Annotated in this window: 19 protein-coding genes and 5 pseudogenes; 7 read left to right on the top strand and 17 right to left on the bottom strand. The window is 64.2% G+C overall.

Annotation, left to right across the window (positions count from 1 at the left end; genetic code table 11):
• The first annotated feature begins 83 nt into the window (after positions 1 to 83).
• On the top strand, positions 84 to 1,574 hold the full coding sequence (locus tag OKW35_RS24140; protein ID WP_429553309.1) for an MFS transporter: 1,491 nt from the start codon (positions 84 to 86) through the stop codon (positions 1,572 to 1,574).
• 116 nt (positions 1,575 to 1,690) lie between these two features.
• Here OKW35_RS24140 and OKW35_RS24145 read toward each other — a convergent pair whose 3' ends face one another.
• The 6 genes and pseudogenes from OKW35_RS24145 to OKW35_RS24170 all read right to left on the bottom strand — a co-directional run bounded on the left by OKW35_RS24145 (position 1,691) and on the right by OKW35_RS24170 (position 7,615).
• Positions 1,691 to 2,062, bottom strand: coding sequence for a BON domain-containing protein (locus OKW35_RS24145; protein WP_184064654.1), 372 nt, complete (start codon positions 2,060 to 2,062; stop codon positions 1,691 to 1,693).
• A 413-nt stretch (positions 2,063 to 2,475) separates the two neighbouring features.
• On the bottom strand, positions 2,476 to 4,878 hold the full coding sequence (locus OKW35_RS24150; protein WP_429553310.1) for a DNA polymerase II: 2,403 nt from the start codon (positions 4,876 to 4,878) through the stop codon (positions 2,476 to 2,478).
• A 155-nt stretch (positions 4,879 to 5,033) separates the two neighbouring features.
• Positions 5,034 to 6,044 carry a DUF2891 domain-containing protein gene (locus OKW35_RS24155; RefSeq protein WP_429402823.1) on the bottom strand — a complete coding sequence of 337 codons (1,011 nt, stop codon included), beginning with the start codon at positions 6,042 to 6,044 and terminating at the stop codon, positions 5,034 to 5,036.
• Positions 6,045 to 6,054: 10 nt separating this feature from the next.
• Positions 6,055 to 6,228: pseudogene (locus OKW35_RS24160) on the bottom strand (5-oxoproline transporter, DUF979 family subunit); the annotation flags it as partial.
• 58 nt (positions 6,229 to 6,286) lie between these two features.
• Positions 6,287 to 6,568: pseudogene (locus tag OKW35_RS24165) on the bottom strand (5-oxoproline transporter, DUF969 family subunit); the annotation flags it as partial.
• Positions 6,569 to 6,697: 129 nt separating this feature from the next.
• The gene (locus tag OKW35_RS24170; RefSeq protein WP_429553836.1) at positions 6,698 to 7,615 is read right to left on the bottom strand and encodes a LysR family transcriptional regulator; all 918 of its coding nucleotides are present in this window, start codon (positions 7,613 to 7,615) and stop codon (positions 6,698 to 6,700) included.
• Positions 7,616 to 7,719: 104 nt separating this feature from the next.
• Here OKW35_RS24170 and mdlC point away from each other — a divergent pair, with 104 nt between their 5' ends.
• The 3 genes from mdlC (at position 7,720) to OKW35_RS24185 (ending at position 12,400) form a co-directional block, all read left to right on the top strand.
• The gene (gene mdlC / locus OKW35_RS24175) at positions 7,720 to 9,363 is read left to right on the top strand and encodes a benzoylformate decarboxylase (protein ID WP_429553311.1); all 1,644 of its coding nucleotides are present in this window, start codon (positions 7,720 to 7,722) and stop codon (positions 9,361 to 9,363) included.
• A gap of 36 nt (positions 9,364 to 9,399) precedes the next feature.
• Positions 9,400 to 10,851, top strand: coding sequence for an aldehyde dehydrogenase (locus OKW35_RS24180; RefSeq protein ID WP_429553312.1), 1,452 nt, complete (start codon positions 9,400 to 9,402; stop codon positions 10,849 to 10,851).
• A gap of 130 nt (positions 10,852 to 10,981) precedes the next feature.
• A complete protein-coding gene (locus OKW35_RS24185) occupies positions 10,982 to 12,400 on the top strand; it encodes an MFS transporter (protein ID WP_429553313.1) in 1,419 nt (472 codons plus the stop codon).
• A gap of 133 nt (positions 12,401 to 12,533) precedes the next feature.
• Here OKW35_RS24185 and OKW35_RS24190 read toward each other — a convergent pair whose 3' ends face one another.
• From OKW35_RS24190 to OKW35_RS24215, 6 genes and pseudogenes are all read right to left on the bottom strand, one after another.
• Positions 12,534 to 13,265, bottom strand: coding sequence for a DUF2278 family protein (locus OKW35_RS24190; protein ID WP_429553314.1), 732 nt, complete (start codon positions 13,263 to 13,265; stop codon positions 12,534 to 12,536).
• Between the two features lie 580 nt (positions 13,266 to 13,845).
• Positions 13,846 to 15,300: an aspartate aminotransferase family protein gene (locus tag OKW35_RS24195; protein ID WP_429553315.1), complete on the bottom strand. Its 1,455-nt coding sequence runs from the start codon at positions 15,298 to 15,300 to the stop codon at positions 13,846 to 13,848.
• Between the two features lie 50 nt (positions 15,301 to 15,350).
• Positions 15,351 to 16,685, bottom strand: coding sequence for a glutamine synthetase family protein (locus tag OKW35_RS24200; RefSeq protein ID WP_429553316.1), 1,335 nt, complete (start codon positions 16,683 to 16,685; stop codon positions 15,351 to 15,353).
• Positions 16,686 to 16,993: 308 nt separating this feature from the next.
• Positions 16,994 to 17,215, bottom strand: a complete 222-nt coding sequence (locus OKW35_RS24205) for a hypothetical protein (protein WP_026226309.1) — start codon at positions 17,213 to 17,215, stop codon at positions 16,994 to 16,996.
• A gap of 247 nt (positions 17,216 to 17,462) precedes the next feature.
• Positions 17,463 to 17,942 (bottom strand): annotated as a pseudogene (locus OKW35_RS24210) (rhodanese-like domain-containing protein); the annotation flags it as partial.
• A gap of 205 nt (positions 17,943 to 18,147) precedes the next feature.
• On the bottom strand, positions 18,148 to 18,564 hold the full coding sequence (locus OKW35_RS24215; RefSeq protein ID WP_429553317.1) for a cupin domain-containing protein: 417 nt from the start codon (positions 18,562 to 18,564) through the stop codon (positions 18,148 to 18,150).
• A 177-nt stretch (positions 18,565 to 18,741) separates the two neighbouring features.
• Here OKW35_RS24215 and OKW35_RS24220 point away from each other — a divergent pair, with 177 nt between their 5' ends.
• Positions 18,742 to 19,347 (top strand): peroxidase-related enzyme, encoded by a 606-nt coding sequence (locus OKW35_RS24220; protein WP_184064685.1) that lies wholly within the window; start codon positions 18,742 to 18,744, stop codon positions 19,345 to 19,347.
• A gap of 219 nt (positions 19,348 to 19,566) precedes the next feature.
• Here OKW35_RS24220 and OKW35_RS24225 read toward each other — a convergent pair.
• A pseudogene (locus OKW35_RS24225) lies at positions 19,567 to 20,019 on the bottom strand (LysR family transcriptional regulator); the annotation flags it as partial.
• 286 nt (positions 20,020 to 20,305) lie between these two features.
• Between OKW35_RS24225 and OKW35_RS24230 the strand changes: the two are divergent.
• On the top strand, positions 20,306 to 21,019 hold the full coding sequence (locus OKW35_RS24230) for a DUF899 family protein (protein WP_184012431.1): 714 nt from the start codon (positions 20,306 to 20,308) through the stop codon (positions 21,017 to 21,019).
• Positions 21,020 to 21,046: 27 nt separating this feature from the next.
• Here the strand turns inward: OKW35_RS24230 and OKW35_RS24235 are convergent, their stop codons facing one another.
• Positions 21,047 to 23,020: a putative bifunctional diguanylate cyclase/phosphodiesterase gene (locus OKW35_RS24235; RefSeq protein ID WP_429553318.1), complete on the bottom strand. Its 1,974-nt coding sequence runs from the start codon at positions 23,018 to 23,020 to the stop codon at positions 21,047 to 21,049.
• A 241-nt stretch (positions 23,021 to 23,261) separates the two neighbouring features.
• Positions 23,262 to 23,645: a hypothetical protein gene (locus OKW35_RS24240; RefSeq protein ID WP_429402904.1), complete on the bottom strand. Its 384-nt coding sequence runs from the start codon at positions 23,643 to 23,645 to the stop codon at positions 23,262 to 23,264.
• A 349-nt stretch (positions 23,646 to 23,994) separates the two neighbouring features.
• Here OKW35_RS24240 and OKW35_RS24245 point away from each other — a divergent pair, with 349 nt between their 5' ends.
• Positions 23,995 to 24,273 carry an HU family DNA-binding protein gene (locus OKW35_RS24245; protein WP_013092091.1) on the top strand — a complete coding sequence of 93 codons (279 nt, stop codon included), beginning with the start codon at positions 23,995 to 23,997 and terminating at the stop codon, positions 24,271 to 24,273.
• Positions 24,274 to 24,517: 244 nt separating this feature from the next.
• Here the strand turns inward: OKW35_RS24245 and OKW35_RS24250 are convergent, their stop codons facing one another.
• A complete protein-coding gene (locus tag OKW35_RS24250; RefSeq protein WP_429553319.1) occupies positions 24,518 to 25,636 on the bottom strand; it encodes a 3-deoxy-7-phosphoheptulonate synthase in 1,119 nt (372 codons plus the stop codon).
• Positions 25,637 to 25,899: 263 nt separating this feature from the next.
• Positions 25,900 to 26,571: pseudogene (locus OKW35_RS24255) on the bottom strand (DUF72 domain-containing protein); the annotation flags it as partial.
• Between the last annotated feature and the right edge of the window lie 23 nt (positions 26,572 to 26,594).

Below are 26,594 nucleotides of genomic sequence, written 5' to 3' on the forward strand. Positions count from 1 at the left end.
GGACGCAAGGCCGGCATCGAACCGGCCGCGGTAAGCGATCAGCCCTGCCGTAAAAGCAGTCGCAACAGAAGGAGACAGACAACATGGCATTCCCCGATCCCGCGGGGTCCGTCGCGCGCAGCGGCGGTACCGTGGCGCATTCCACTGACGCGGCCGGCAGCGCCGAGCGCGGCGCGCCCGCGCAGGTGGCGGGCCACGCATCGCCCGACGCCGGCAGCATTTCGGCGCGCCTCGACCGCTTGCCCGCCACGCGCTCCGTCTGGAAGCTGGTGGTGCTGCTGAGCCTCGGCTTCTTCTTCGAACTCTATGACCTGCTGTACTCCGGCTATATCGCGCCGGGCCTCGTGAAAAGCGGCATGTTGACCGCGACCACGCATGGCCTGTTCGGCTCGACCGGCGTCGCGAGTTTCATCGCCGCGCTGTTTGGCGGCCTGTTTATCGGCACGATCGCGTGCGGTTTCCTCGCGGATCGCTTCGGGCGGCGCGCGGTGTTCACCTGGTCGCTGCTGTGGTACACCGCGGCGAACCTCGTGATGGCGTTTCAGGAGACCGCGACGGGCCTCAATTTCTGGCGCTTCGTCGCCGGTGTCGGCATCGGCGTCGAACTGGTGACGATCGGCACGTACATCTCCGAGCTGGTGCCGAAGCAGATCCGCGGCCGCGCGTTCGCGTGCGAGCAGGCGGTCGGCTTCACGGCCGTGCCGGTGGTCGCGTTTCTATCGTTTCTGCTGGTGCCGCGCACGCTGTTCGGTCTGGACGGCTGGCGCTGGGTCGTGCTGATCGGCGCGCATGGCGCGCTATTCGTCTGGTGGATTCGCCGCGCGTTGCCGGAAAGCCCGCGCTGGCTCGCGCAGCAAGGACGTCTCGCCGAAGCCGACCGCGTGATGAACGCGCTCGAGGCGAAGGTACGTCACGAATATGGCCGCGAGTTGCCGCCGCCGGCGCCGCCGGTGCCGATCCCACCGCGCGGCAGCTTCCGCGACATGTGGGTGCCGCCGTACCGCAGCCGCACGCTGATGATGACGATCTTCAACATCTTCCAGACGGTCGGCTTCTATGGCTTCGCGAACTGGGTGCCGACGCTGCTGATCAAGCAGGGCATCACGATCACGACGAGCCTGATGTATTCGAGCGTGATCGCATTGGCCGCGCCGCTCGGTCCGATCATCGGGCTGTTTATCGGCGACCGCTTCGAGCGCAAGACGGTGATCGTCGTGATGGCCGGCGTCAATATCGTGTGCGGGTTGTGGTTCAGTCAGGCATCGGGGGCGGTGCTCCTCGTGAGCCTCGGAGTGTGCCTGACGCTGGCCGGCAACATCATTTCGTACAGTTATCACGCGTACCAGACCGAACTGTTTCCGACCAGCATCCGGGCGCGCGCGGTCGGCTTCGTCTACTCGTGGAGCCGCTTTTCCGCGATTTTCACGGCCTTTCTGATCGCGGCCGTATTGCGCTACTTCGGCACGACCGGCGTGTTCGTGTTCATCGCGGGCGCGATGCTGATCGTGATGCTGGCGATTGGCTTGATGGGGCCGAAGACGAAAGGGCTCGAACTCGAGAAGATATCCGCATAGCGAAGGCCGGCTGTCGAGCCGGCCCGCCGCCATGTGCCGCATTGGCTATGCCCTCAATGGAATGCACGGTCAGAGCGCCGGCCTTCCTGCAAAGCGGGGTCCAGTCCAGGACTGCTTCAGGTGCCCACAGGACGAATCGACAGCGCGTTCCTGACCGAAGTTACGCCAGGCACCCCTTTCGCCACCTCGGTTGCCCGGTCGCTTTCTGCCTGAAGCGGTACGCTGCCCTGCAGCGTGACAGCACCATCGCGGGCGCGAACTGTGATATTGGCCGTGGAGATGTTCCTGTCTTTCACCAGCGCATTTCGAACCTGACGCTGTAGCGCCCGGTTCGCTGCTTTCATTGACTTGTAATGCGATCGGGCTTCGGGCGTCGTGGTCGGGGCAGACGCAGGGGCGTTAGCGTTGCTCGCCTGCGCATAGGCGTGAATCGAACCCGAAATCAGAAGGGCGGTACCGACCAGTTTGACGGCGTGGATTGCTTTCATGCATCTTCTCCTGTCGTTGCAGATCGTTGGGGCTACAGATTCAGGGATATCAGACACACGCCCCCACAATATTTCTGAGGCGGATCAAATGGCACTATAGGACAATAAAGGGTTAGGTCAAGCAGCAATGCAAACCGGCCAATTGCGCGGACACCGAAGAAATTACAATACTTCAAATTATGATGGCGCTCTAATTCTGTTGATAGGGTTGCAAATCAAAACCAGGGATTAGTTTTTTTCCGCCTTTAATCACGGATTACCGGTAGCGCGGAGCATGCGATACGCGAGCCGCGGCAACTCGCCCTGCCGCACCTTTGCTGTGCATAACACGCACTCCGATGAAGAGGCCGAGCCCCGTCCATGGTGAAGCAGGCAATTCGTCCATGCTCGCAGCCGCGCGTTCGCCGCCCCGATCAGAACAACTGCTTCTGCCCCGACATCAGCGTCGTGAAATCGTCGCGTAGCAACGGCAGAATCGCGTCGGCAACCGGCTGCAATTGCCGCGTCAGATAGTGCTCGTAGTCGATCGCCGAGCGCAGCGTTTCGAGCGGCTCGGGGCCGGCCACCGTCATCACGTAGCTGATCCAGCCGCCGTTCTGATATTGCAGCGGACGTCCCTGCTGGCGATTGAACTCATCGGCGACGCGTGCCGCGCGCACATGCGGTGGCACGTTGCGCTCGTAAGCGTCGATCGGTCTGCGCAACTGCTTGCGATAGACGAGCTGATCGTCGAGCCGGCCGGCGAGCGTATCGCGCACATAGTCGCGCACGTAATCCTGATACGGCTGCTGCTTGAAGATGCGCCGATACAGTTCCTGCTGAAACTGCTGCGCAAGCGGCGTCCAATCGGTGCGCACGGTTTCGAGCCCTTTGTAGACCACGTCCTCGCGGCCGTCCGGCAATACCATAAGTCCTGCGTAGCGTTTCTTGCTGCCTTCCTCGGCACCGCGCACCGTCGGCATGAAAAAGCGCCGGTAGTGCCGCTCGAATTGCAGTTCCAACGCACTGTCGATACCGAAGCGCGCCTGCAGCTTCTGCCGCCACGCCGCGTTGATATGTTCGACGAGCGCGCGGCCGATGCGCGCGGCGTCTTCCTCGTCATGCGCGTGCCTGAGCCAGACGAAGGTCGAATCGGTGTCGCCGTAAATCACTTCGTAGCCTTGCGCCTCGATCAGCTCGCGTGTCGTGTGCATGATCTCGTGGCCGCGCATCGTGATCGACGACGCAAGCCGCGGATCGAAGAAGCGGCAGCCGGTCGAGCCTAGCACGCCATAGAACGCGTTCATGATGATCTTCAGCGCCTGCGACAGCGGCTTGTTGTGCTCGCGCTTGGCCGCTTCGCGTGCCTGCCACACCTGCGCGACGATCGACGGTAAGCAGTGACGCGTGCGTGAAAAGCGCGCGCCGAGAAAGCCCGGCACCGAGCTCGCGTCGTCGGGATGCAGCATGCCTTCGACCAGACCGAGCGGATCGATCAGAAACGTGCGGATGATCGACGGATACAGGCTCTTGTAGTCGAGCACGAGCACCGAGTCATAGAGCCCGGGCCGCGAATCCATCACGAAGCCGCCGGGGCTCGCGGCGCCGGCCACGTCGCCGAGATTCGGCGCGACATAGCCCTGCCGATGCATGCGCGGCATGTACAGATGCGTGAACGCCGCGACCGAGCCGCCGCTGCGATCGGCGGGCAGGCCCGTCACGGTCGCGCGTTCGAGCAGGAACGGCAGCAACTCGGTCTTCGCGAAGATACGCGTGACGAGCTCGCAGTCCTTCAGGTTGTAACGCGCGAGCGCGGGCTTGTCTTCGTCGAAGCGGCGCTGGATTTCGTCCATGCGCTGATACGGATTGTCGATCGCCTTGCCTTCGCCCAGCACCGAGCGCGACACGTATTCGAGGCTGAACGACGGGAAGCTCCACGTCGCCGAACGCAATGCCTCGATGCCGTCGATGACCCAACGACCCGCCACGCCCGCGAAAAAGTGATTGCGCGTGACGCCGTGTTCGCGCCACTCCATCACCGCGCCGCCTCGTCCGATGCGCAGCGGCACGCGATACTGCTCGGCATGGTGTTGCAGTACCTTCAGATCGAACTGCACGAGGTTCCAGCCGATGATCGCATCGGGATCGTGCCGCTCCATCCACTCGATCAGCTTTTCGAGCAGCCGTGCGCGGGTTTCGCAGTATTCGAGCTTGAAGTCGATGGCGTCGGTGACATTGCCGATGTTGCCGATGTTGCCATTCGGCGGCCCGAGCATATACACCTGCCGCTCGCCGCAGCCTTCGAGCGCGATCGAATATAGCTCGGCATGCGCGCTCGTTTCGATGTCGAGCGACACGAGCTTCAACGGCGGACGATAGTCGTTGGACGGTTTGAGTTCGCTGTCGAGCCAGGGGCCATCGAGCCCCGGACCATTCTGCTGCGGCACGCCGCTGAACCACACCGGCGCGGTGATGAAGCGCTCCATCATGTAGCGCTCGGGCGGCTGGATATCGGCTTCGTAGACATCGACACCGCCTTCTCTGAGGCGCTTCTCGAAGCCCTTCAATTGCCGGTATTGCGCACAGTAAAGCCCGCTGACCGGCCGATGCTGGAAGTCGCGCAATTCGAGCGAACGCAGATCGAGCGGCGCGTCGCGGCGCAGGATCGTTTCGGCGCGTTCGCGATGTTCGGCCGGAATGAAGGCGACGGACGGCTGAGGGCGCAGACGGATGTGGCGCGGCCCGCTGTGCGTGGCCAGCCAGAACTCGATTTCCGTGCCGGCGGGCGTGTCCCGCCAATGTCGGGTCAAAATGAAACCCTGCTCGAACTCAGTCAAACTTCCACCTTTAAAGCGGCGCAATCGCCTTGCGCGATTTTACCGCCGCAGGCAGGGACTGTTGAACGGGCCATGAAAAGGGCGCTTCGTACTGAAGCGCCCCAACCAGCACGGCTTTATCTCTTCAAAGCCGGTTCAGTTAGTTCCCGGTTCGCTCAAGCTTCGAGCGCCAGCGTCGCGAACGTGGCGAGCCAGTGCTCGCCCATGTAGTCGCCGGTCACATGCGGCAGCGCGCTGTGCAGATGACGCTCGGCCGCATCGAACAGCACGGTGCGACGCACGTCGCCGGCGGGCAGCGCACGCGCGAGCGCACGCTGGCACCACGCGCGGCTCAGATTGAGGCCGTCCAGATGCGCGATCTTGCCGTCGCTGCGATCGGTCACGGTGACGGGCTCGAACAGCGTCGCCGGTTTTTTCGCGCCGAGGTCCGGCAGGAAGCGTCCGAACCAGTCGGCGAACTGCGCCGACGGCAACACACGCCGCATCAACTCCGCTTCCATCAGCGACGGCGACAGGAACTCGTCGCCGGCCGGCTCCCACGCCTGACACGCGACGTCGTCCAGATACCAGCGCTCCGCGGTGCTGACGATCAGCGCCTCGAGCGATTCGCGCGAGGTTTGCCGCGCGAAATCGAGCGTCAGCGCGAGCGCGAACGCCATGTTGAAGTGCGTGCCGACGCGCAGCGGATAGGTTGCTTTCGGCAGGAACTCCTCGAAGCGCTCGACGAACGCCTGAGTGAGCGGCGCGAACGTCTTCGCACAGCGCGCGGCTTCCGAGATTTTCATCGACTGCAACTGCGCGCCGAGCGCGAGCAGCCACGCCCAGCCATACGGCCGCTCGAAGCCGCGGTTGTGCGGCAGCTCCAGATACGCGAGTTCGCCGGCGACGTTCGCCACGGTGAAATGCTCGTCGACCACGGCGATGATGCGCGCGGCCTCGGGCAGATCGGGGAAGCGTTCGAGCAGATGCAGGATCAGCCAGTAACCGTGCACGCACGAATGCCAGTCGTAGCTGCCGTAGAAGATCGGATGCAAGGCGCGCGGACCCTGCACGTCCTGCGGTCCTTCGAGCGAGTGCGTGAGCTTGTTCGGGTATTCGCGCGTGAGGTGGGCGAGTGCGACATTGGCGAATCTGGACGCGAATTCGCGGGTGAGCTGGGTGGTCATCGGCGGTTCCTCAGAAGCGGAATACGAACACGTACGACAGTATGGTGTTGACGATCAGCAATAGTAAAGCGGTCGGCCATTGCGCCTTGATCACGCCGTTCTGGTCCTTCAGTTCGAGCAGCGCGGCGGGGACGATGTTGAAGTTCGCCGCCATCGGCGTCATCAGCGTGCCACAGAAACCAGATTCTTCGTTTCGACGAAAGGCGCGTACTTGAGCGTCAGCGTACCGACCAGCGTGATGAGAGCACGCGGCCGGTGGTGGCTGCATGCAGGCGCGAGATCAGATGCCGCGCCTGTTGCTTCAGACCGTTACGTTCGAGCAGCGCGATGACCGGCAGCGTGAGCCAGATCAGGCCCATGTAGCGGTTATCCGCGAATGCCTTGCCGAACGCGCTGACGATCTCCACTGTCTGCAAGCCGCCGGCTATCCAGGTCGCGACGCCCGCGATCGTCACCACCAGCAGCGCGTTGAAGCGCAATGCGAAGCCGAGTACCACGATCGGCACGCCAATCAAAACCCCCATCCGGCTCTCCTTGCTTCGTTTCCCCGACGCATGGCGACGGAATCTAACACGAGACTTTATTGATAAATAATCGATAAAATATACTTATCGGGTAAACGCCGAGAAAGTGGCAGCGTGTGCGGGAAACGATCAACCCGCGGTCGTACCCTCCGTCGTCAACTGCCGTAACTGCTCCAGCAGCTTGAGCGCCGGGCTCGGCAGAATCCCCTGGCGCCGCCGGAACGCGGTCAACGTGCGCCGCCCGACCACGCCTGGGACGCCGAGCGTATCGAACACGCCGGCCTTGCTTTCGGTCACGTACATCGTCGACGCCATCCAGCTCAGAAAGCCCGAACGCGCGACCAGGCTCTTCAGCGCCGTGACCGAGCGCGTTTCGACGACGACGTTCGGCAGTCCCAGCCCGCGCTCGGCAAACACACTCTGCATGTGCTCGAACGGGCCGGTGCCGCGTGGCGGAATCGCCCAGCGTTCGCCCAGCGTGTCGGCGAGCGTGAGGTCAGGCTTGCGCCGCAGCGGATGATCGAGCGCGGCGACCACGTAGCTCGCGTCTTCCCAGCGGCAATCGGCGATCGCGGTGATCTCGTCGGTATCGGGCACGGCCATGCTGAGCGCGAGATCGATCTGACGTTTGACGAGCGCATCGGCGAGCCGGTCCCACACGCCCTCGATGATCTCCACGCGCAGGTTCGGCCACTTCGTCAACACGCCGCTCACCGCGAGCGGCAGCACGAGGCTCGCGATGCTGCCGACCGCGCCGACGCGGATCGTGCCGCGCGCGAGGCCGCGCATCGCGTCGATTTCCTCGCGCGCCTGTTCGGCTTCGCGTTGCAACAGGATCGCGTGCGGCAGCAGTGCCTCGCCGACCGCGGTCAAATGCATGCCGCGCGAATGCCGCTCGAACAGCGGCGCGCCGACCTGTTCCTCGAGACGGCGGATGGTCCGGCTCAAGGCCGGCTGTGTGATGTGCAGCGCTTCGGCGGCGCGTCCGAGGCTGCCGCTCTCGACGATCACCGCGAACGCCTGCAGTTGTTGCAGGTTGTAAGTCATGCCGAAAGGTAATGCCTTTTTGCGAATTGGGCAATTTTCGGCTACCCCGGCGGCCGTGATAATGGCCATTCGATTTTCCGCGCTCACCTGACAGGAGACTTCGCATGACAAGCAGCGCGCCGCAGCAGAATCAGGCACACGCAAAAGAACAGAGCAGGCGGTGGACCGTACGCGACGCGGTCATCGACTTCGCGCGCCGCGTCGGCATGACGTCGATCTTCGCGAACCCGGGCTCGACCGAGCTGCCGATGTTCCGCGATTTTCCCGCGGATTTCCGCTACGTGCTCGGTCTTCAGGAAGCGGTCGTGGTCGGCATGGCCGACGGCTACGCGCAGACCACCGGCAACGCGGCGTTCGTGAACCTGCATTCCGCGGCGGGCGTCGGCAATGCGATGGGCAATATCTTCACGGCGTTTCGCAACCGCACGCCGCTCGTCGTCACCGCGGGTCAGCAGGCCCGCTCGATCCTGCCGTTCGAACCGTTCCTCGCCGCGACCCAGGCCACCGAATTACCGAAGCCCTACGTGAAGTGGAGCATCGAGCCGGCTCGCGCGCAGGATGTGCCGCTCGCGATCGCGCGTGCGTACGCGATCGCGATGCAGGAGCCGCGCGGCCCGGTGTTCGTGTCGATTCCCGCCGACGACTGGGATCAGCCTGCCGAGCGCGTGGCCGACCGAGAGGTCGCGCACATCATGCGACCCGATCCGGCGATGCTCGAACGCATCGGCACGGTGCTCGACGCGTGCGAGCGGCCCGCGTTCGTGGTCGGTGGCGCGGTCGATCGCGCGGACGCGGCGGCTGAAGTCGTGCGCCTCGCGGAGCGGCATTCCGCGCGCGTCTACGTCGCGCCGATGACAGGACGTTGCAGCTTCCCCGAAACGCACCGGCTGTTCGCGGGCTTTTTGCCGGCGCTGCGTGAGCGCATCGTCGAGTTGCTCGGCGCGCACGACGCGATCTTCGTGATCGGCGCGCCAGCGTTCACGTATCACGTCGAAGGCAGTGGTCCGCATGTGCCGCCGGGCTCGCGGCTGTGTCAGTTGATCGACGATCCGGGCATTGCCGCATGGACGCCGCAGGGCATCGCCGCGGTCGGCAACGTGCGGCTCGGCGTGCAGGATCTGCTCGCGCGCGCCGCGCCCAAAGCGCGCGAGTTGCCCGCGCCGCGCGCGGTGGCGCCGCGAGCGCTGCCGCCCGCGCGGGGCGAGCGGATGTCGGTCGCGTTCGCGTTGCAGACACTCGCCGAAGTGCGCGATCCCGATGGCATCGTCGTCGAGGAAGCGCCGAGCTCGCGGCCCATCATGCAGACCTATCTGCCCATCGCGCGCGCCGGCACGTTCCTGACGATGGACAGCGGCGGCCTCGGCTACGGCATGCCGGCGGCGCTCGGCGTTGCGCTTGCGCGGCCGGGCGAGCGCGTGATCGCGCTGATCGGCGACGGTTCGAGCATGTACTCGATTCAGGCGATCTGGAGCGCGGTGCAGATGCAGCTGCCGATCACATTCGTGATCCTGAACAACACGCGCTACGCGGCGCTGCAGGATTTCGCGCCGGTGTTCGGTTTCGCGCCTGGCGAGACCGTGCAGGGCACGGACCTGCCGGGCCTCGACTTCGTGACGATCGCGGCGGGCATGGGTTGCCCTGGCGCGCGCGTCAGCGAGGCGGCTGAACTTGCCGACGTGTTGCGTCGCGCGCTGACCGAAGGTGACGTGAAAAGCGGTCCCACGCTCGTCGAAGCGATCGTCGCGTAACGGCGCTCCCATTCACGAAAAGGAGAGAGACCTACGATGAAAAACGTATCGATGCTGATCGGCGGCGAGCAGACACAGGCGCGCAACGGCGCGAGCTTCGAGCGCCGCAGTCCGCTCGACGGCGAAGTCGCGACGCGCGCGCCGGCCGCGACCGTCGAAGATGCCGTGGCCGCCGTCGATGCCGCCGCGGCCGCCTTTCCGGTGTGGTCCGCGCTCGGACCGAGCGAGCGCCGCGCGTTGCTGACGAAGGCCGCGCACGCGCTCGAAGCGAAGGCCGAGGCCTTCGCGGCCGCGATGGCCGCCGAGACCGGCGCGTCGGGCATCTGGGCCGGCTTCAACGTGCATCTCGCGGCGGCCGGGCTGATCGAGGCCGCCGCGCTGACCACGCAGATCGCCGGCGAACTGATCCCATCCGACGTTCCCGGCAGTCTCGCGATGGGCGTGCGCCAGCCCGCGGGCGTCGTGCTCGGCATCGCGCCGTGGAACGCGCCGGTGATACTCGCGGTGCGCGCGATCGCGCTGCCGCTCGCGTGCGGCAACACGGTCGTGCTGAAGGGCTCGGAGATCTGTCCGGCCACCCACGGTCTCATCATCGAGGCGATGCAGGAGGCGGGTCTGCCGCGCGGCACCGTGAACTTCGTGACCAATGCGCCGGCCGACGCCGCGCGCATCGTCGACGCGATGATCGAACACCCGGCCGTGCGTCGCGTGAACTTCACGGGCTCGACGCGCGTGGGTCGCCTGATCGCCGAAACGTGCGCGCGCCATCTGAAGCCCTGCGTGCTCGAACTAGGCGGCAAGGCGCCGCTCGTCGTGCTCGACGACGCCGACATCGGCGCCGCGGTCGATGCGGCCGTGTTCGGCGCGTTCGCGAATTCCGGGCAGATCTGCATGTCGACCGAGCGGATCATCGTCGACGACAGCATCGCCGATGCGTTCGTCGAGCGGCTCGCCGCGCGCTCGCGCGCGCTGCCACTCGGCGATCCGCGCAAGGGGCCGGTCGTGCTCGGCTCGGTAGTCGACATGAGCACGGTCGAGCGCTGCAACGCGCTGATCGACGACGCGCTCGCCAAAGGCGCGACGCTCGTGTGCGGCGGCAAGAGCGAAACCACGCTGATGCCCGCGACGCTGCTCGATCGCGTGACGCCGGACATGCGCATCTATCACGACGAATCGTTCGGGCCGGTCAAGCCGATCGTGCGCGTGCGTGGCGAGGAAGCCGCAATCGCGTGTGCGAACGACAACGAATACGGCCTGTCGGCGGCGGTGTTCAGCCGCGACACGGCGCGCGCGCTGAACGTCGCTAAACGCATCGAGTCGGGCATTTGTCACGTGAACGGCCCGACCGTGCACGACGAAGCGCAGATGCCGTTCGGCGGCGTGAAGGCGAGTGGCTTCGGCCGCTTCGGCGGCAAGGCGGGGATCGCGGAATTCACCGATCTGCGCTGGGTCACGCTGCAAACGACGCCGCGTCACTATCCGTTCTGATGAGGCGCGTCGCGATGGGCTCGCTGTTCGGCGGCCAGCTCGCCGAAGCGGGCCATCGCGTCGCACCGTACTGCCGACAGCAAAAAAAATCGAACAACGCGCGTGCAGCGCAAACATCGGAGACAGGTTCATGAGTTTCGTTCCTCCCGCTTCGGCCGCGGCCTCGACCGCGACCGCGCGCGACGACGCGGCGCTCGCCGGCATCGCTCGCGGCGGCAACACGGTCGACATCGGTCATGCACTCGACTACGGCCCCTACACGTTGCTGCAGAAAATCGCGGTGGTGCTCGCGGCGCTGTCGATCGTCGTCGACGGCTTCGACAGCCAGCTGATCGGCTTCGCGATTCCGATGCTGACCAAGGAGTGGGGCATCGCGCGCAACGCGTTTGCGCCGGTGGTCGCGTCGGGGCTGGTCGGCATGGGTATCGGCAGCGCGTTCGCGGGGCTGTTCGCCGATCGCTTCGGCCGCCGCTGGGCCGTGATCGGCAGCGTGTTCGTGTTCGGCCTGGCGACCTGCGCGATCAGTCTCGCGCCGAACGTCGCGGCCATTGCGGCGCTGCGCTTTATCGCGGGGCTCGGCATCGGCGGCGCGCTGCCAACGTCGACCACGCTGACCGCCGAGTTCACGCCCGCGCGTTTTCGTACCTTCGCGGTGACGGCGACCATTCTGTGCGTGCCGCTGGGCGGTATGGTCGCCGGATTGTTCGCCGGCCAGATGCTGCCGGTTTATGGCTGGCGCGGTCTGTTCGTCGCGGGTGGTGTGCTGCCGCTCGTGCTCGCCCTCGTCCTGCTCGCGGCGCTGCCGGAATCGCCGCGTTTTCTGGCACGCCGTCCGCATCGCTGGCCCGAACTCGTGAAGCTGCTGCGGCGCATGGCGCGCGACGTGTCGGCCGATGCGAGCTTCACCGATGTGCGCGAACAAAGCGCTGAGAAACACGTCGGCTTTGCCGCGCTGTTCCGCGATGGCCGTTCGCGCGACACCGTCGCGATCTGGGGCGCGTTCTTCATGTGCCTGCTCGCGGTGTATGCGGCGTTCAGCTGGCTGCCGTCGATGCTGACGAGTGAGGGCTTGAGCGTGTCGCTCGCGGGCTATGGCCTGAGCGCGTACAACCTCGGCGGCGTAATCGGCGCGGTGCTGTGCGCGCTGGCGATCGGGCGCTACGGCTCGCGCTGGCCGCTGCTGCTGTGCTGCGCGGGCGGCTTCGCGAGTGCGTGGATGCTGCTCGGCGTCGGCGCGACCCAGCATACGGCGTTGATGATCGTCGGTCTCGGCTTGCACGGGCTGTTCGTCAATGCGGTGCAATCGACGATATACGCGCTGTGCGCATACGTCTATCCGACCAGCGTGCGGGCGACGGGCACCGCGTCGGCACTCGCGTTCGGCCGCGTCGGCGCGATTCTGAGCGCATTCGCCGGTGCCGCGGTGATCACGGCCGGTGGCGCTTCGGGCTATTTGCTGATGCTCGGTATCGCAATGGTCATCGTGCTGATCGCGCTGGCGGTGGTGCAGCGGCATATTCCGCGTCGAGGCGCCGCGAGCGCGCGCTGATCGACGCGACGTCTCTCGCGGTGCGTTCGTATCGCGAGGGACTTTTGCGCGCGATCTGATTTTCCCCTTTGAAAGAACCTGTTTCTCGCGCATCGCGGCGGTTTCCACTTGCCCCCATGCACGAGCGACGCTATCAACCTCGCTGAATATAAACGGGTAACGCCACTGCATTCGCCGCCGGATCGCCGGCCGCATTGGTCGGCAAATACTGTGTCTGAAACGCGGTAAACATCGCGGCAAACCCATCGGCGCGCTGCACGATCACCGCGCCGTCCTGGAACGCGCCGTTTTCGTTGTAATGCGGGCCGCGCGGATTGCCCTGATTCATGTGAGTCTCGTGAAGACCGTCCTTCTTCGGCAGAAACAGAAAGCCGAACCCATAGACCACGATGCCCGCGGTGGTAGGTGTCCAGAAATCGCGGTTGTGCAACTGGCCGCTGCCGTTGTCGTAGGGCAGACTTTGCGACGGCTTGCTTTCGTCGATGGTGAGGATTTCGTCGATGATGTCGTTGACGTCGGCGCGGTTGCCGTTTTGATCCTCGTAGGGGACCGGCCGCATGCGGTGAATGTCGATCAGGCTGCTGTCCTGGAAGTAATCGAGCCGTGGAAAGCCGCTCGTGTAGAGGCCGAGGTTCAGGGGCTGCAGTTTCGCGGTGAGTGGATCGGCGAAGTTCAGATCGGCATAGAAGTACACGTTGTCGTTACCGCTTGCGCCCGGTTGCGTCGACGCCGAATTGACGACGATGATGAATGGCGTGTTGTCGTTGCCGGTCACCGTGATCACATAGTGCGGACTGCCTATATACGAATCTTTGAAAGGCGCCGCGCGCAGCAGTTTTCCCTTGAACATGCAGTATTCGTTCATGACTGAATGACCTTCTCGAAGTTGACGAACGGAAAGCGACGTATCCAAGCATACGGTGCTACACGTCGATAAACAACCGTGCCCGCTGTCATACGCTTGCAATGTTTTTATCCCGACGCTATTGCGGTGTGCGAGCAATGATCATCACGCGTGGCGCTACGGGTTGGAGACGCGCAAGGACAAGGCGTGGCATTTCCTCGCGTCGGACGACGGCTGACGGCCAGGCGGCCGTCGAACAGATCAACGAGGGGTGCTCGACAGAACGAAGTCGCCCGGTCAATGCGCCCGCGATCGGCGACCTGTTCGATCTTTTCGACTTCGACCGGGACTCCGACACGCACGGGCATCATGACGGGTCGCACCCGGACCATGATGCAGGCAACGGCGGTAAGGGCTGGTGGCCTTTCTGACCATAACCTGGAACGCTCGCGCGACCGGTACAACGTAAAGTAGGACCGCCGCGCGTTCCGGCGGCGGTCACGGGGGGCAGATGATTGGTGCGATCCTGCGGCTGACCGGCGATTTGAAGGCTGTGCGGGCACTCGACGGCTGAGGGAAACTGAATCGCAACCACGCAGTGCTATCGGATGCCCACCTGTCGCGCGGTCGCATCGATCGCCGCTTTTGCCTTTGAGACGATTTCGTCGATTTCCGGCCGGCTGACCACGAGCGGCGGCGACAGCAACATCCGGTCGCCGCTCGCGCGCATGATCAGATTGCCGTTGAAGCAGAAGTCGCGGCACATCGTACCGACATCGCCGCCATTCGCGAAGCGCTTGCGCTCGAGCGGCTTCTCGGCGAGTTGCACGCCCGCCACGAGGCCCGCGCCGCTGATCTCGCCAACGATAGGATGACCGGCGAACGTCTCACGCAGTTTGTTCTGAAAGTACGGACCCGTATCCGCTTTGACGCGCTCCACGATCCTCTCGTCGCGCAGCAGTTTCAGATTCGCAAGCGCGACGGCCGCCGCGACCGGATGCCCGGAGTAGGTGAGGCCATGATTGAAGTCACCGTTGTCGATCAGTGCGCGGGCGACGCGATCATGTAGACCGACAGCCCCCATCGGCACGTAACCGCTCGTCAGTCCCTTCGCGAGCGTGATCAGGTCCGGCTCGAAGCCGAAGTGCTGATGCGCGAACCATTCGCCGGTTCGGCCGAAGCCGCCGATCACTTCGTCCGCGACGAGCAGCACGTCGTACTTGCGGCAAATGCGCTCGATTTCCGGCCAATACGTCTCAGCCGGAAAAATCACGCCGCCCGCTCCCTGGAAAGGCTCACCGATAAATGCGGCGACATTGTCCGCACCGAGTTCGAGAATCTTCGCTTCGAGCTGCCGCGCGCGAGCCAGTGCGAATTCTTCCGCCGTCTGATCGCTTGCCGCTTCGCCGAAGAAATAGGGCTGATCGATATGCACGATGTTCTCGACTTTCGATGGCATCTGCTCATGCATATAAGCCATGCCGCCGAGCGTGCCGCCCGCGATCGTCGACCCGTGATAAGCGTTTTTGCGCGCGATGACGAACTTCCTCGCGGGCTGTCGTTGCGCCGCCCAGTATTGATGGACGATGCGCAGCACGGTATCGTTGCCTTCCGAGCCGCTGTTGCAGTAAAAGAAGTGATTGAATGGCGCGGGCGTCAGTTCGGCGAGCAGGGCAGACAGTTCAATCACGGGCGGATGCGTCGTCTTGAAGAACGTGTTGTAGTACGGCAGTTCCCGCATCTGCCGGAATGCGGCGTCGGCCAGTTCCTGGCGGCCGTAGCCGATGTTCACGCACCACAGTCCCGCCATGCCGTCGATGATCTTGTTGCCCTCCGAGTCCCACAGGTGCACGCCTTGTGCCTTGACGATCACGCGAGAACCCGCGCGATTGAGCGAGCCCATATCCGAGAATGGGTGGATGTGATGCGCGGCATCGAGCGCGCGGTATTCGGCGGTGCTGCGCGATGTGGCTTGCGAGGTCGGCGCGTCCTTCGTGCCGCCATGCTGCGACGTTTCCTTTTGCGCATACATCACGTCTTCAGTCTTATAGCTCATACTGCCCTCCGTCTTTTCAAGGTTCTCATTGACCGATTGGCCCGCAGCACTCAAACGTGCAGCAGCAAGTGCCGGCGTTCCCACGAACTGATCACGCGGAAAAACGCTTCGTATTCGGTCTCTTTCAACGCGAGATACGCGCGGACGAACTGCTCGCCGAGTACTTCGGCAATCGGCTCGCACGCGCTCATCGACGTCAAGCCTTCTTCGAGATTGCGCGGTAATTGATAGGGCAGGGCATAGCCGTCGCTCGCCAGCGGTTCGGTTGCGGCGAGCCGCTGCGTAATGCCCAGATAACCCGCCGCCAAGGTCGCGGCAATCGCCAGATACGGATTGCAATCGACACCCGGAATCCGGTTCTCGATGCGGCGCGCGACCGGCGCGGAATGCGGAACCCGGAAGCCGACCGTGCGATTGTCATAACCCCACGCGACATTGATCGGCGCGGCCATGAAACGCGACAGACGCCGGTACGAATTGATGTACGGCGCGAAGATCGGCATCAGCGCCGGCGTGTATTTCTGCAAGCCGGCGATATAGCCGGTGAACAGCGAGGTCGGCTCGCCGTCGGCGGCGGTGAAGAGGTTGCGGCCGGTTTCCATATCGACGAGGCTTTGATGCATGTGCATCGCCGAGCCCGGCTCACCTTCCATCGGCTTCGCCATGAAAGTCGCGTACATCTTGTGACGCAACGCCGCTTCGCGCACGGTGCGCTTGAAGAGAAACACACTGTCCGCGAGCTTGAGCGGATCGCCGTGCATGAAGTTGATTTCCATCTGCGCGGCGCCGACTTCGTGTATCAGCGTATCGACTTCGAGTTCCTGCACGTCGCAGTACTCGTAGATGTCTTCGAACAAAGGGTCGAATTCGTTGACCGCTTCGATCGAATACGCCTGGCGTCCGGTTTCCGCGCGACCCGTACGTCCGACCGGCGGTTGCAACGGCAGATCGGGATCGCGGTTCATGTCGACCAGATAGAACTCGAGCTCCGGCGCGATCACCGGTTTCCAGCCGCGCGCCTTATATAGATCGAGCACGCGCCGCAACACACAGCGCGGCGAGATTTCGACCGGGGTGCCGTCGAAATGCACGCAATCGTGAATCACCTGCGCGGTCGGGTCGACTGCCCACGGAATCATCCGGATCGTGCTCGCGTCGGGTACGCACACCATGTCGGGATCGGTGACGCCGGTCAGCGAATCGCTTTGCGGATAGTCGCCGGTGACGGTCTGGATCATCACCGCCTGCGGCAGACGCATCGATTCGCCCGATTCGAACTTGCTGCGCGGAATGATCTTGCCGCGCGCGATGCCGGACATGTCCGGAATAATTGCTTCGATTTCGGTGACGTGATGCTTTTTCAGAAATTCGTCGATGTCATGCATGATTGTTCTCTCTGTTTTGGTCCGCGACCTGGGTCATGTGTGCAGGGTTTCGTGTATTCATGCGCGGGCGACACGCGTCGCCGAAGGCGCGAAATATCGCGCGGCGAGGTGGGAAAACGCGAAGGCGAGTCGACGCCAAAGCGAATCCGCGCAATAACGCGCAGCGCTTACCGATTAGAAGCGGCTCGATTGAATCCGTCGCGATGCGCGGTGATCAGTCAGTGCCGCGCGGACGCAAGCAGCCAGCTCGCGAAAACGCGCGCAAACGGACGAATCGAGCAGCGAAAAGAGATGAAAGAGGAAAGGCGCTACGGCAGCAGCGAAGCGACTTCGTCTGTGCGCACCGCGATGAACGCGCGCGCGGAGAGGACGTTGCGGCGTCGAACGGAACGACGCGACAGGACTGTGATGACGGACAGAAAGCGGCGAAACGCAAGGCTGCCGTTGCTGCCGTCGGCGCTGGCGCCGTCAGCGCAAGTACAACGCGCCTGACTGCGATTCCAATTCACCAAAGGGCCTCGGACTCTCACGATGACACTCGACTGGCGTAGTTGAGGGTATTGAACGGCCCGTTTCGAATCCACAGCGGATATTGAAGAAACAGGACACGGGTTGATCGAGAAGAAACGGTACTGGACGGTAGTAGCTCAATTCGCCGCGCCGCCCACGCGATCTACCAATAGCTAGGATATACGAGCTAAAAATGCCGTCAATTTATTTTTAGATTTTGGCAAAGTGGCATCGAGCGTGATGCCGCGTGTTTCGTCTACTGTTCATTCACTCCGCGAGACGTGCGCGCACCGTGTATTCGCCTTCGTTGCCCTTGTCTTCGAGCATGTGTGCCATCGCCCTATTGAAGTCGGTCGGCAGTGGCTCGACCGGATAGCCGCGCTTTTCCCACGCATCGAGACCGCCCTTCAGCGCGCGCACATGATGAATGTTCTTCCGATGCAATTGCCTGACGATGCGCTTCGCGGTCGCTTCGTTGGGACACACGCAATAGACGACGATCGGCCGCTTCAGGTATTCCGGATGAATCGGATCGGGCGACTCGAGATCGAGCGGCCGGGCGCCGGCAATGCGGTGCGATTCCTTTTCGCGCACGGTGCTCGGGCGCGCGTCGAGAATCAGCGGCGGTTCGTTCGACTTCATCATCGCGTCGAGCTGATCGGGCGTAATGCGCGTATGCGCGAGCCAGCGACGAAACTGCAAGCGGCGCAGCCAGCGATACACCAGAACCGCCGCGAAGATCACCGCGCGTCGACGCGAAAGACGGATTTAAGCACAGGTGGCGAGTCGGCGTTGTGAAAGAACGCCGACGAAATCGCGCGCGACCGACGAATGGGCGCGGCGCACGACGCGGCGCGGCCTGCATGCGCCGCGCGGCAAGTGGATCAAACCGGGTTGAGAAGCATGATTTGCCTCGCTTCAGGCGAGGCGGTCCGGGAAGAGGCCCGTTGGCTCACGCATCCTCGGACGGATCATAGGGCACCACGCGCTCATGCTCGTCCGCGTGATTGCGCGCGACGATCGCGCGCGCCGCGGCGTTCGCGTCGAGATTGAACGCCTGATGCGGCACGCCCGGCGCAATGAACAGGAAGTCGCCCGGCTCGGTGATAACCGACTCGCGCAAACCCGGGCCGTAGCGCGTCTCGATCTTGCCTTCGAGGATATAGATCGCCGTCTCGTAGTCGGCGTGAAAGTGCGGCTCCGCATGGCCGCCAGGCGGGACCACGACCATGTACATCGACAGCCCGGTGCTGCCCGCGGTGCCCGCCGAAATGCCGACGAAATAGGGCAGCCGCTGCATCGTCGCCATTTCCCGTTCGGGCCGCACCTTGACCACCGGGGCCCGCGCGTCGTGCGTAACGTTTGACATGGTCGCTCCTTTCGTCACCGCCGTGCCGGGCGGCTTCACGCATGCCGAACTGAAAGTCTAGACGATACGGGCGGCAATGTCGGACGTGTTCGGGCGGACCTATTGAAGCGCGGGCGAGCGCGAAATCGCGTTGCTACAATGGTCGGCATACCCCGACAGAGATCACGGAGACCGCACATGGCCACGCTTCAGCCCATCAGCCGCTACCCGGTGCCCGAGCCGAGCGAGTGGCCCGAAGACATCAGTGCCCGCATTCTCGAAGTGCAGGAGAAAGCGGGTTTCGTGCCGAACGTGTTTCTGACGCTCGCGCATCGGCCCGACGAATTCCGCGCGTTCTTCGCTTATCACGATGCGTTGATGCTGAAAGAGGGCGGTCTAACGAAAGGCGAGCGGGAGATGATCGTGGTCGCGACGAGCGCGGTCAACGATTGTCTTTACTGCGTGGTCGCCCACGGCGCGATTCTGCGCATCTACGAAAAAGCGCCGCTGCTCGCCGATCAGGTCGCGGTCAATCACCGCAAGGCCGACATCACGAACCGCCAGAAGGCGATGCTCGATTTCGCGCTGAAGGTGTGCCGCGCGTCGGGCACGGTCGACGAAGAAGACTTCCAGACACTGCGCGGCCACGGCTTCACCGATGAAGACATCTGGGACATCGCGGCAATCACCGCGTTTTTCGGGCTGTCGAACCGGATGGCCAACGTGATCTCGATGCGTCCGAACGACGAGTTCTATCTGATGGGGCGTGTGCCGAAAGCCGCGGCGGATGCACCGAAAAAGTAGCCTCGACTGGAATCGCTTCAGCATCTCTATCGGCAATTCGCATCACGCCTGCGCGGGGCGAGATGAACGCCGCGCGGGCGTCATCACCACGGTGTCGTCGATCGGGAAATGCAGCAGTGCCGCGATCAATCCCGCCGCGACCGTCGCTACCCATAGCAGTGAGTACGAGCTCGTCAGATCGAACACGAGGCCACCGAGCCACGCGCCGAGAAACGAGCCGGGCGCGCGACTCATGCGGATCGCAAAGTCGAAGCCGTCGACCGGAAAGCCGACCTGGCGACGCGAGGTGTCCACGCTCACGACGACATGCGGCCAGCGCGCGCGAAAACCGGCGAGGCGCGGCAGCAGCCAGCGCGACGCGAAGGTCGGCGCGCAGCTGAGCGCGACCGGCCGATCCGCGCGATGATTGGGCAGACGTTGCGTGCCGATCGCGATCAGCGAAAACGCCTCCGAGACGTACGACAGATAATCTGCGCCAATCGCCGTTAGCGAGATGCCGCGCGGCTCGCGCACGAACAGTTCGACGCCGAGCGCTCCCTCGAGTCCGACGATGCCATGACTGATCGCGCTCGGCGTGACGTTCAGCTCGGCGGCGGCGAGCTTGAAACTTTGATGCCGGCCGGCCGCTTCGAAACAGCGAAGCGCAGGCAGGGGTGGCAGACGAAGCGGCATGTGCGTTCCCCAAGGCGCCGCGTCGTGCGTGGCGCGTGTGCCGGGTGGTGTTGGCGGGTGTAACGAGCTTGCTGTTTGGCGCAAGCATACCTTGCGCCGGCGGCTGGCGAGCGGATGGTCAAACCGCCGGCAAAATCGCCGCAAAAAGCCCCCGCTGCAAAATCATGGCGAGGCCTGTCGATTTTCCGCGGCCTCGTTCGTCGTCCCTACAGGAAGGGCGGCAAAGCGACGAGGCCCGCTCGTTTTCCGTCCGTTTTTCTGACGATTTCTCACAAGGAGATGACTGATGAACGACGCAAACACTTCGATGCATACGCTGAAACCGGCCCGCGAACTGGCCGACTTGCCCTCGCGCTTTCCCGGCGAGAGCCCCGAATATCGACGCGCGCGCAACGCGTTGCTCGCCGAGGAGATCGAGCTGCGCCGCCAGATCGAGCGAGTCGCCGCGCAGCGTCGCGCGCTGCCGGCGGGCGGCGTCGTGCCGGAGGATTACCGCTTCGACGGCGAAGCGGGCCCGGTCACGCTATCGCAGATGTTCGGCGCGCACGACACGCTCGTGACCTACAACTGGATGTTCGGACCGCAACGCGCGCGGCCGTGCCCGATGTGCACGTCGCTACTGAGCGCGTGGGACGGCGAAATGCCCGATATCCTGCAGCGCGTCGCGTTCGCGGTGATCGGCCGCTCGCCGATCGACAGGCTCGTCGCGTTCAAGCAGGAGCGCGGCTGGCGGCATCTGCGGCTGTATTCGTCGGGCGGCAACACGTTCAATCGCGATTACGCGGCCGAAGATCCCGCCGGCGACGACCTTCCCGCGCTGAACGTATTCACGCGCACGGGCGGCGTCGTGCGGCACTTCTGGGCCGAGGAGATGGGGCCGTCGACGTCGGACCCCGGACAGGATCCGCGCGGCGCGCCCGATCCGATGCCGTTGTGGACGATCCTCGACATGACGCCGGGCGGCCGTGGCACCGACTGGTATCCGAAGCTGGCGTATTGAGCGGCGCTGCCATGGAGCGATCGAGCGCTACGAATGCGTCTGCGCCGCGTGGCTCTGGGCGAGCGCGGTCCACAGAAACGTGCCGACCGCGCTCGCCCGCATCGGCAGGCTGAACAGATAGCCCTGCACCGCGCGCGCGCCGAGCGCCTTCACGACCTGGGCCTGCAACGGTGTTTCGAGTCCTTCGACCACGCATTCGAGCCCGAGGTTGCGGCATAGGTCGATCACGGATTTGATGATCTTCTTCGAGGCGCTGTTGGTATCGACGTCGCTCACGAAGCTGCGGTCGATCTTGATCGCGTCGAATGGCAGCCGATGCACGTAGCTGAGGCTCGAATAGCCGGTGCCGAAATCGTCGAGCGACAGCCGGCAGCCGGCCTGCTTCAGCATCGTCATCGCGCTGTGCGCCTGCTCGAAATCGCGCGTCAACGCGGTTTCGGTCATTTCGAACGTCACGCGATGCGGCGACACGCCGCTTGCCGCGACGATGTCGATCAGGCGGCGCGCGCGCGCCGACGTCGAGATATCGATCGCGGACAGGTTGAATGACAGATACAGATCGGCGGGCCAGTGCGCGACCTCGGCGAGCGCCTGGCGCAGCAGCACGTCGGTGATGCCGAGGATCAGCTCGGTCCGCTCTGCAATCCGAATGAATTCCTCCGGCCTGACCATGCCGAGCCGCGCGTTGTGCCATCGACCGAGCGCTTCGAGGCCGATCGGCCGGCGCGTGAGCAGATCGTAGATCGGCTGGAACTCGAGGAACAGCTCCGCTTCGAGGTCCGCATGGCGCAGCTCCTGCGTGACGAGGCTTAGACGCCGCATCTGCGTTTCGTGTTCGGTCGAGAAAATCACCGGCATGCCGCGGCGGTTTTCCTTGCCGACATAGAGCGCGGCGTCGGCACGTTCGAACACCTGCGCGACCGTCGAGCCCGCGTCGGGAAACGCGGCCCAGCCGATCGTGCCCGACAGCTCCGCGACATTGTCGGCGACTTGATAAGGCTGGCTGAGCGCATCGCAGATACGCTGCCCCAACTCGACCAGCGCTTCGTTCGACACCTTGTGGCGCACGAGCACGCCGAATTCATCGCCGCCCAGACGCGCGAACATCAGGCCCGTTTCGCCGATCGACACGAGCCGTGTGCCGACTTCCTGCAGCACGAGGTCGCCGCTCGCGTGACCGTAAATGTCGTTGACCTGCTTGAAGCCGTCCAGATCGATGAGGCCGACGTTGAAGCCGCCACCGGTTTCGAGCGCCTGCTCCGATATCGCGCTCAGCGCCGCGAAGAAACTGCGCCGGTTCGGCAGGCCGGTCAGACTGTCGATGCTGGCGAGCCGGTAGTTGTCGTCGCTGAGCCGTTGGGTGTTGTGCTGGCTTGCCTGCAGTTCGCGTTGCGCGTGCACCGCGTCTGCAAACGTGCGCCAGTAAAGCTGGATGACCGCCGCGAGCGCGACGCCGACCAGCGCCATGTCGACGGCCATCGCGAAGAACACCGGCGAGCCGCTCGACACGAGGAAGCCGGAGAAACTCAGGATGACGATGCAAAGCAGCAGAAGCGCGGGCTTGCGCAGATGGATCAGGCAGAACATGCTGCCGACCAGCGTCGTCGCCATATAGAACGCGACCTGCCCTTGCTGGTAGGCGGTGCCGTACGGAAACAGCAGCACCGACCAGCCGCTGAACGCGACGCCGAACACGCCGACGATCCAGGTCACGCTGCGCAATTCGCGGACCGCCTGAGCGTCCGTCATCTTATGGTTGCGTTTGCGCCACCAGCGCACGCAGCGAAACACACACAGCGCGCCGAGCGTGCCGGGCACATACATCGACAGCCAGGCCGGCGCGCTGTCCAGATGCGTCGCCGCCACCGCCGCCGTGTTGACGAGCAGGATGAAGTAGAGAAGCGGCACCTGGCGGCGGAACGCGTGCAACTGCGCACGCATCAGCTCCCGGTCACCCTCGGCGACCGACAGTACCTTCTTCAATCTCGCAAGCCAAGCCATCGCCATCCCTTTAACGTTTGCGCGCTAAACGCAGCTGTTTATATCGGCGCGAGGCTGATTAACTTGAGCGCTCAAAGGGGTAACGGAGCATCGCAGTCAAGGGTCCGTGAAACCGGCTGCGCGCTTACGGATAGTCGGGCGGTAAGTACTACCTGGCGGCGCGTGTTGGCGGCGCTGGAACCAGACGTTTGTGCCGGATGCCGATCGCGAGACTCGAGCAAAAGGCGGCCTTCGCGCATGCTCAAAGCGTGGGGCACGACAGCACCCGCTGCGGCCGCATGGCGGTGCCGGGCTGGCCGGCCGGCGCGGGCGTGCCACGCGGCGCGGCCGCGACGAGCCGGACCGCGTCGGCGCCAGCATTCGCGAGCACGTATTTTTCCGGGCTGTCATCCGGCTGCCAGTACGCGCGAAACACGTCGCCGTCGCTGAACACGAGCAGCTTGCCGTGCACGGTTTTTCCGCCGCCAACGAAGTCGACCGGTTCGCCGTCGCGTAGCGAAAAGCTCTGCGCGGCGCTGGAGTTCGTCGCACCGACGAGGGTCGCGCACGCGTTGTCGTCGGCCGCGGCCGCCGCCGACGACAACGCGGCGAGCAGCGCGCATGTTGCAAAGTGGCGAATTCTCACTTCTTTATGTCTTGCCGATAGTTAACTTGTGACATGTGTCGCAAATGGTGCGCCCGCGCATCGGGAAAAGGGCTATCGTCATCGGGAAGCCGGTGCGGGATCGCGTAACGCGACCTAAAGTACTGAAATTGCAACGGATTGTGATGCGCGGCGAATGCTCATGAGGCGGCGCGCGCGCATAAGCTCGCGATTCTTATGGCAGTTTGGGGCGCAAAAACGTCAAAACGGCGCCTCCGCCTTGATACAAGCCTTACACCAAGGGTTTGCGCGAAGGTGCGCCTATGCGTTAGTGTGTCGGTCCCGGCGCCTCAGAGGGCGCCGGTTCCATGATTACCATACGGGAAGTGCTATGAACAAACAGGAACTGATTGATGCAGTCGCCGCAGCGACGGGCGAAAGCAAAGCGGCAACCGGCCAGACCATCGACGCGATCGTCGAGGCAGTGACCAAGGCCGTGGTGAGCGGCGATACGGTGCAACTGGTCGGTTTCGGTTCGTTCTCGACCGGCGCGCGCGCGGCACGCGTGGGGCGCAATCCGTCGACGGGCGAAGAGATCCAGATCGCCGCGGCCAAGACGGTGAAGTTCACCGCAGGCAAGGCGTTCAAGGAAGCCGTCAACGCGTCGTAAGCAACGCGCTTCACGCCGGAGCATTCGCGATGCGCGCCGCAGCCCCGCTGTGAGGCGCGCGTGAGTGATGCGTCGGGCGTGAGGATCACGCGCTGCCCAACCCGGCCAGGCGATTCGCCGGCAGCTGGTGCGGCGCGTGTGTCTGGCTCCTTGAGCCAGGCGTTCGTGGGCTCGACCGGCTTCGATCGAGTCTAAAGCGGACCCGCCGCGGCCATCGCGATCGGGCGGTCCGTGCGTTGCCCTGTCAGCCCGCGCGACGCTTGCGGGTTGCCTCGGCGAGCGTGGCGAGCACCGGTTCGGTCTGCGCCCAGCTCACGCAGGCATCCGTGATCGACACGCCGTAACGCAACGGCACACCGGCCTTCAGATCCTGACGGCCTTCTTCCAGATGACTTTCGAGCATCACACCGATGATGCGGCGCTCGCGCTCCGACAGTTGCCGCGCGATATCGTCCGCGACCTCGATCTGCCGCAAGTGCGATTTGTTCGAGTTCGCATGCGAGCAGTCGATCATCACCTGCTCGCGGAGACCCGCTGAACCCAGCGCTTCACAGGTCGCCTGCACCGACGCGCTGTCGTAGTTCGGCCCTTTCTTGCCGCCGCGCAGGATCACGTGCGCGTCGTCGTTGCCGCGCGTTTCGAAGATCGCGGCCATGCCCATTTTCGTCATGCCCATGAACGCGTGGCTCGCACGCGCCGCGACGATCGCGTCGGCGGCGATCTGCACGCCGCCGTCGGTGCCGTTCTTGAAGCCGATCGGGCAGCTCAGTCCCGACGCGAGCTGACGATGACTCTGGCTCTCGGTCGTGCGCGCGCCGATCGCACCCCACGCGATCAGATCGGCGATGTATTGCGGGCTCAACAGGTCGAGAAACTCGGTCGCCGTGGGCAGGCCCAGACCGTTGATGTCGAGCAGCAATTGCCGGGCGAGACGCAGGCCTTCGTTGATGCGGAAGCTGCCGTCCAGACGCGGATCGTTGATGTAGCCTTTCCAGCCCACCGTCGTGCGCGGTTTCTCGAAGTACACGCGCATCACGATCAGCAGATCGTCCCGGTAATGATCGGCGGCGGCCTTCAGCTTGCGCGCGTATTCGATCGCCTGGTCGTGGTCGTGAATCGAACAGGGTCCGACGATCAGCACGAGCCGGTCGTCGCGGCTGTGCAGAATGTCGGCGATTTCGACGCGAGTCGTCTCGACCAGCGACTGCACCGCGGGCGGCACTGGCAGTTCGTCCTGCAGCAGCGCGGGGGAAATCAGCGGACGGACCGCGCCGATGCGCACGTCGTCGATGCGCGTGGTGTCCTGGGTGGCGTCGGCCGAGCCGACTTCCTGATCGTGCAGGGGATTGTCGAGGGCGCTCAAGATGTTCTCCGCAATCGGTTGATGAGGCGGCCTTGCCGCCTGATTATGCGAGCGCCGCCGCGATGAGGGCGTGCGGGCGCCGCGTGGGTTTGACGTGGACCGTGCGGGTTGGGTTACTGCGTGCCTCGGGCGAGGTTTGACGCAAGGTCTTGCGTCGGGCTTGACGCGAAGCCGACGCGACCGCGCACGGATGCGCTGGCGCGATTATGACACCCGCGCCGGCCTCATGGCAGGTGGACCGGCGGGCAGGCGGCGCGGCGGATTCAGAGCTTCTTGAGCAACGCCATCGCGGCGGCCGGATTGCGCTCCTTGAAGCCGCTGATCACATATAGATAGACGTCGCGCGTGGCGGCTTTCGCGGGCGGCTCCGCGCAGGTCTCGAGATCGTCGGGCGTGGTGCCCGCGGCGAGCTGGCGCGCGCGTTCGGCCCATGCGTCGAGCGCTTTCGTCGAATAGCCTTTGGCTTGCTTTTCGCTCGTGCCCATGATGCGCGCGTAGACGAACGGCGCGGTGATGTCGGCGATCTGCGGATACTCGCTGTCGGCCGCGAGCACGACCGCGACCTTGTACTTGCGCGCCAGCGCGATGAGTTCCGGTGTCCTGAACGAATCGTGACGAACCTCGACCGCGTGCCGCAGCTTTTGTCCTTCGATGCTCGCGGGCAGCAGCTTCAGAAAGGCCTCGAAATCGTCGACGTCGAATTTTTTGGTCGGCGCGAACTGCCAGTTGATGGGCCCGAGCTTCTGCTTGAGCAGCAGCACGCCGCTTGCGAAGAATCGCTCGATCGTGTCGCCGGCTTCGGCGAGCACCTTGCGGTTGGTCGCGTAACGCGGCGCCTTTAGCGAGAACACGAAATCGTCGGGCGTCTCCTGATACCACTTCTCATAGCTGGCCGGTTTCTGCAAACCGTAGAACGTGCCGTTGATCTCGGGGGAATCTTGTAAGGCTTGCCAGTTAA

It is taken from the genome of Paraburkholderia sp. MM5477-R1 (assembly GCF_050436385.1).
GTDB lineage: Bacteria > Pseudomonadota > Gammaproteobacteria > Burkholderiales > Burkholderiaceae > Paraburkholderia > Paraburkholderia tuberum.

What these genes read in the sequence shown, in the direction of transcription:
- OKW35_RS24190 (WP_429553314.1), bottom strand. Translation starts at nt 13,265, where the DNA reads ATGAACGAATACTGCATGTTCAAGGGAAAACTGCTGCGCGCGGCGCCT.
- OKW35_RS24195 (WP_429553315.1), bottom strand. Translation starts at nt 15,300, where the DNA reads ATGAGCTATAAGACTGAAGACGTGATGTATGCGCAAAAGGAAACGTCG.
- OKW35_RS24185 (WP_429553313.1), top strand. Translation starts at nt 10,982, where the DNA reads ATGAGTTTCGTTCCTCCCGCTTCGGCCGCGGCCTCGACCGCGACCGCG.
- OKW35_RS24180 (WP_429553312.1), top strand. Translation starts at nt 9,400, where the DNA reads ATGAAAAACGTATCGATGCTGATCGGCGGCGAGCAGACACAGGCGCGC.
- OKW35_RS24145 (WP_184064654.1), bottom strand. Translation starts at nt 2,062, where the DNA reads ATGAAAGCAATCCACGCCGTCAAACTGGTCGGTACCGCCCTTCTGATT.
- OKW35_RS24215 (WP_429553317.1), bottom strand. Translation starts at nt 18,564, where the DNA reads ATGTCAAACGTTACGCACGACGCGCGGGCCCCGGTGGTCAAGGTGCGG.
- OKW35_RS24170 (WP_429553836.1), bottom strand. Translation starts at nt 7,615, where the DNA reads ATGACTTACAACCTGCAACAACTGCAGGCGTTCGCGGTGATCGTCGAG.
- mdlC (WP_429553311.1), top strand. Translation starts at nt 7,720, where the DNA reads ATGACAAGCAGCGCGCCGCAGCAGAATCAGGCACACGCAAAAGAACAG.
- OKW35_RS24235 (WP_429553318.1), bottom strand. Translation starts at nt 23,020, where the DNA reads ATGGCTTGGCTTGCGAGATTGAAGAAGGTACTGTCGGTCGCCGAGGGT.
- OKW35_RS24230 (WP_184012431.1), top strand. Translation starts at nt 20,306, where the DNA reads ATGAACGACGCAAACACTTCGATGCATACGCTGAAACCGGCCCGCGAA.
- OKW35_RS24220 (WP_184064685.1), top strand. Translation starts at nt 18,742, where the DNA reads ATGGCCACGCTTCAGCCCATCAGCCGCTACCCGGTGCCCGAGCCGAGC.
- OKW35_RS24245 (WP_013092091.1), top strand. Translation starts at nt 23,995, where the DNA reads ATGAACAAACAGGAACTGATTGATGCAGTCGCCGCAGCGACGGGCGAA.
- OKW35_RS24140 (WP_429553309.1), top strand. Translation starts at nt 84, where the DNA reads ATGGCATTCCCCGATCCCGCGGGGTCCGTCGCGCGCAGCGGCGGTACC.
- OKW35_RS24200 (WP_429553316.1), bottom strand. Translation starts at nt 16,685, where the DNA reads ATGCATGACATCGACGAATTTCTGAAAAAGCATCACGTCACCGAAATC.
- OKW35_RS24155 (WP_429402823.1), bottom strand. Translation starts at nt 6,044, where the DNA reads ATGACCACCCAGCTCACCCGCGAATTCGCGTCCAGATTCGCCAATGTC.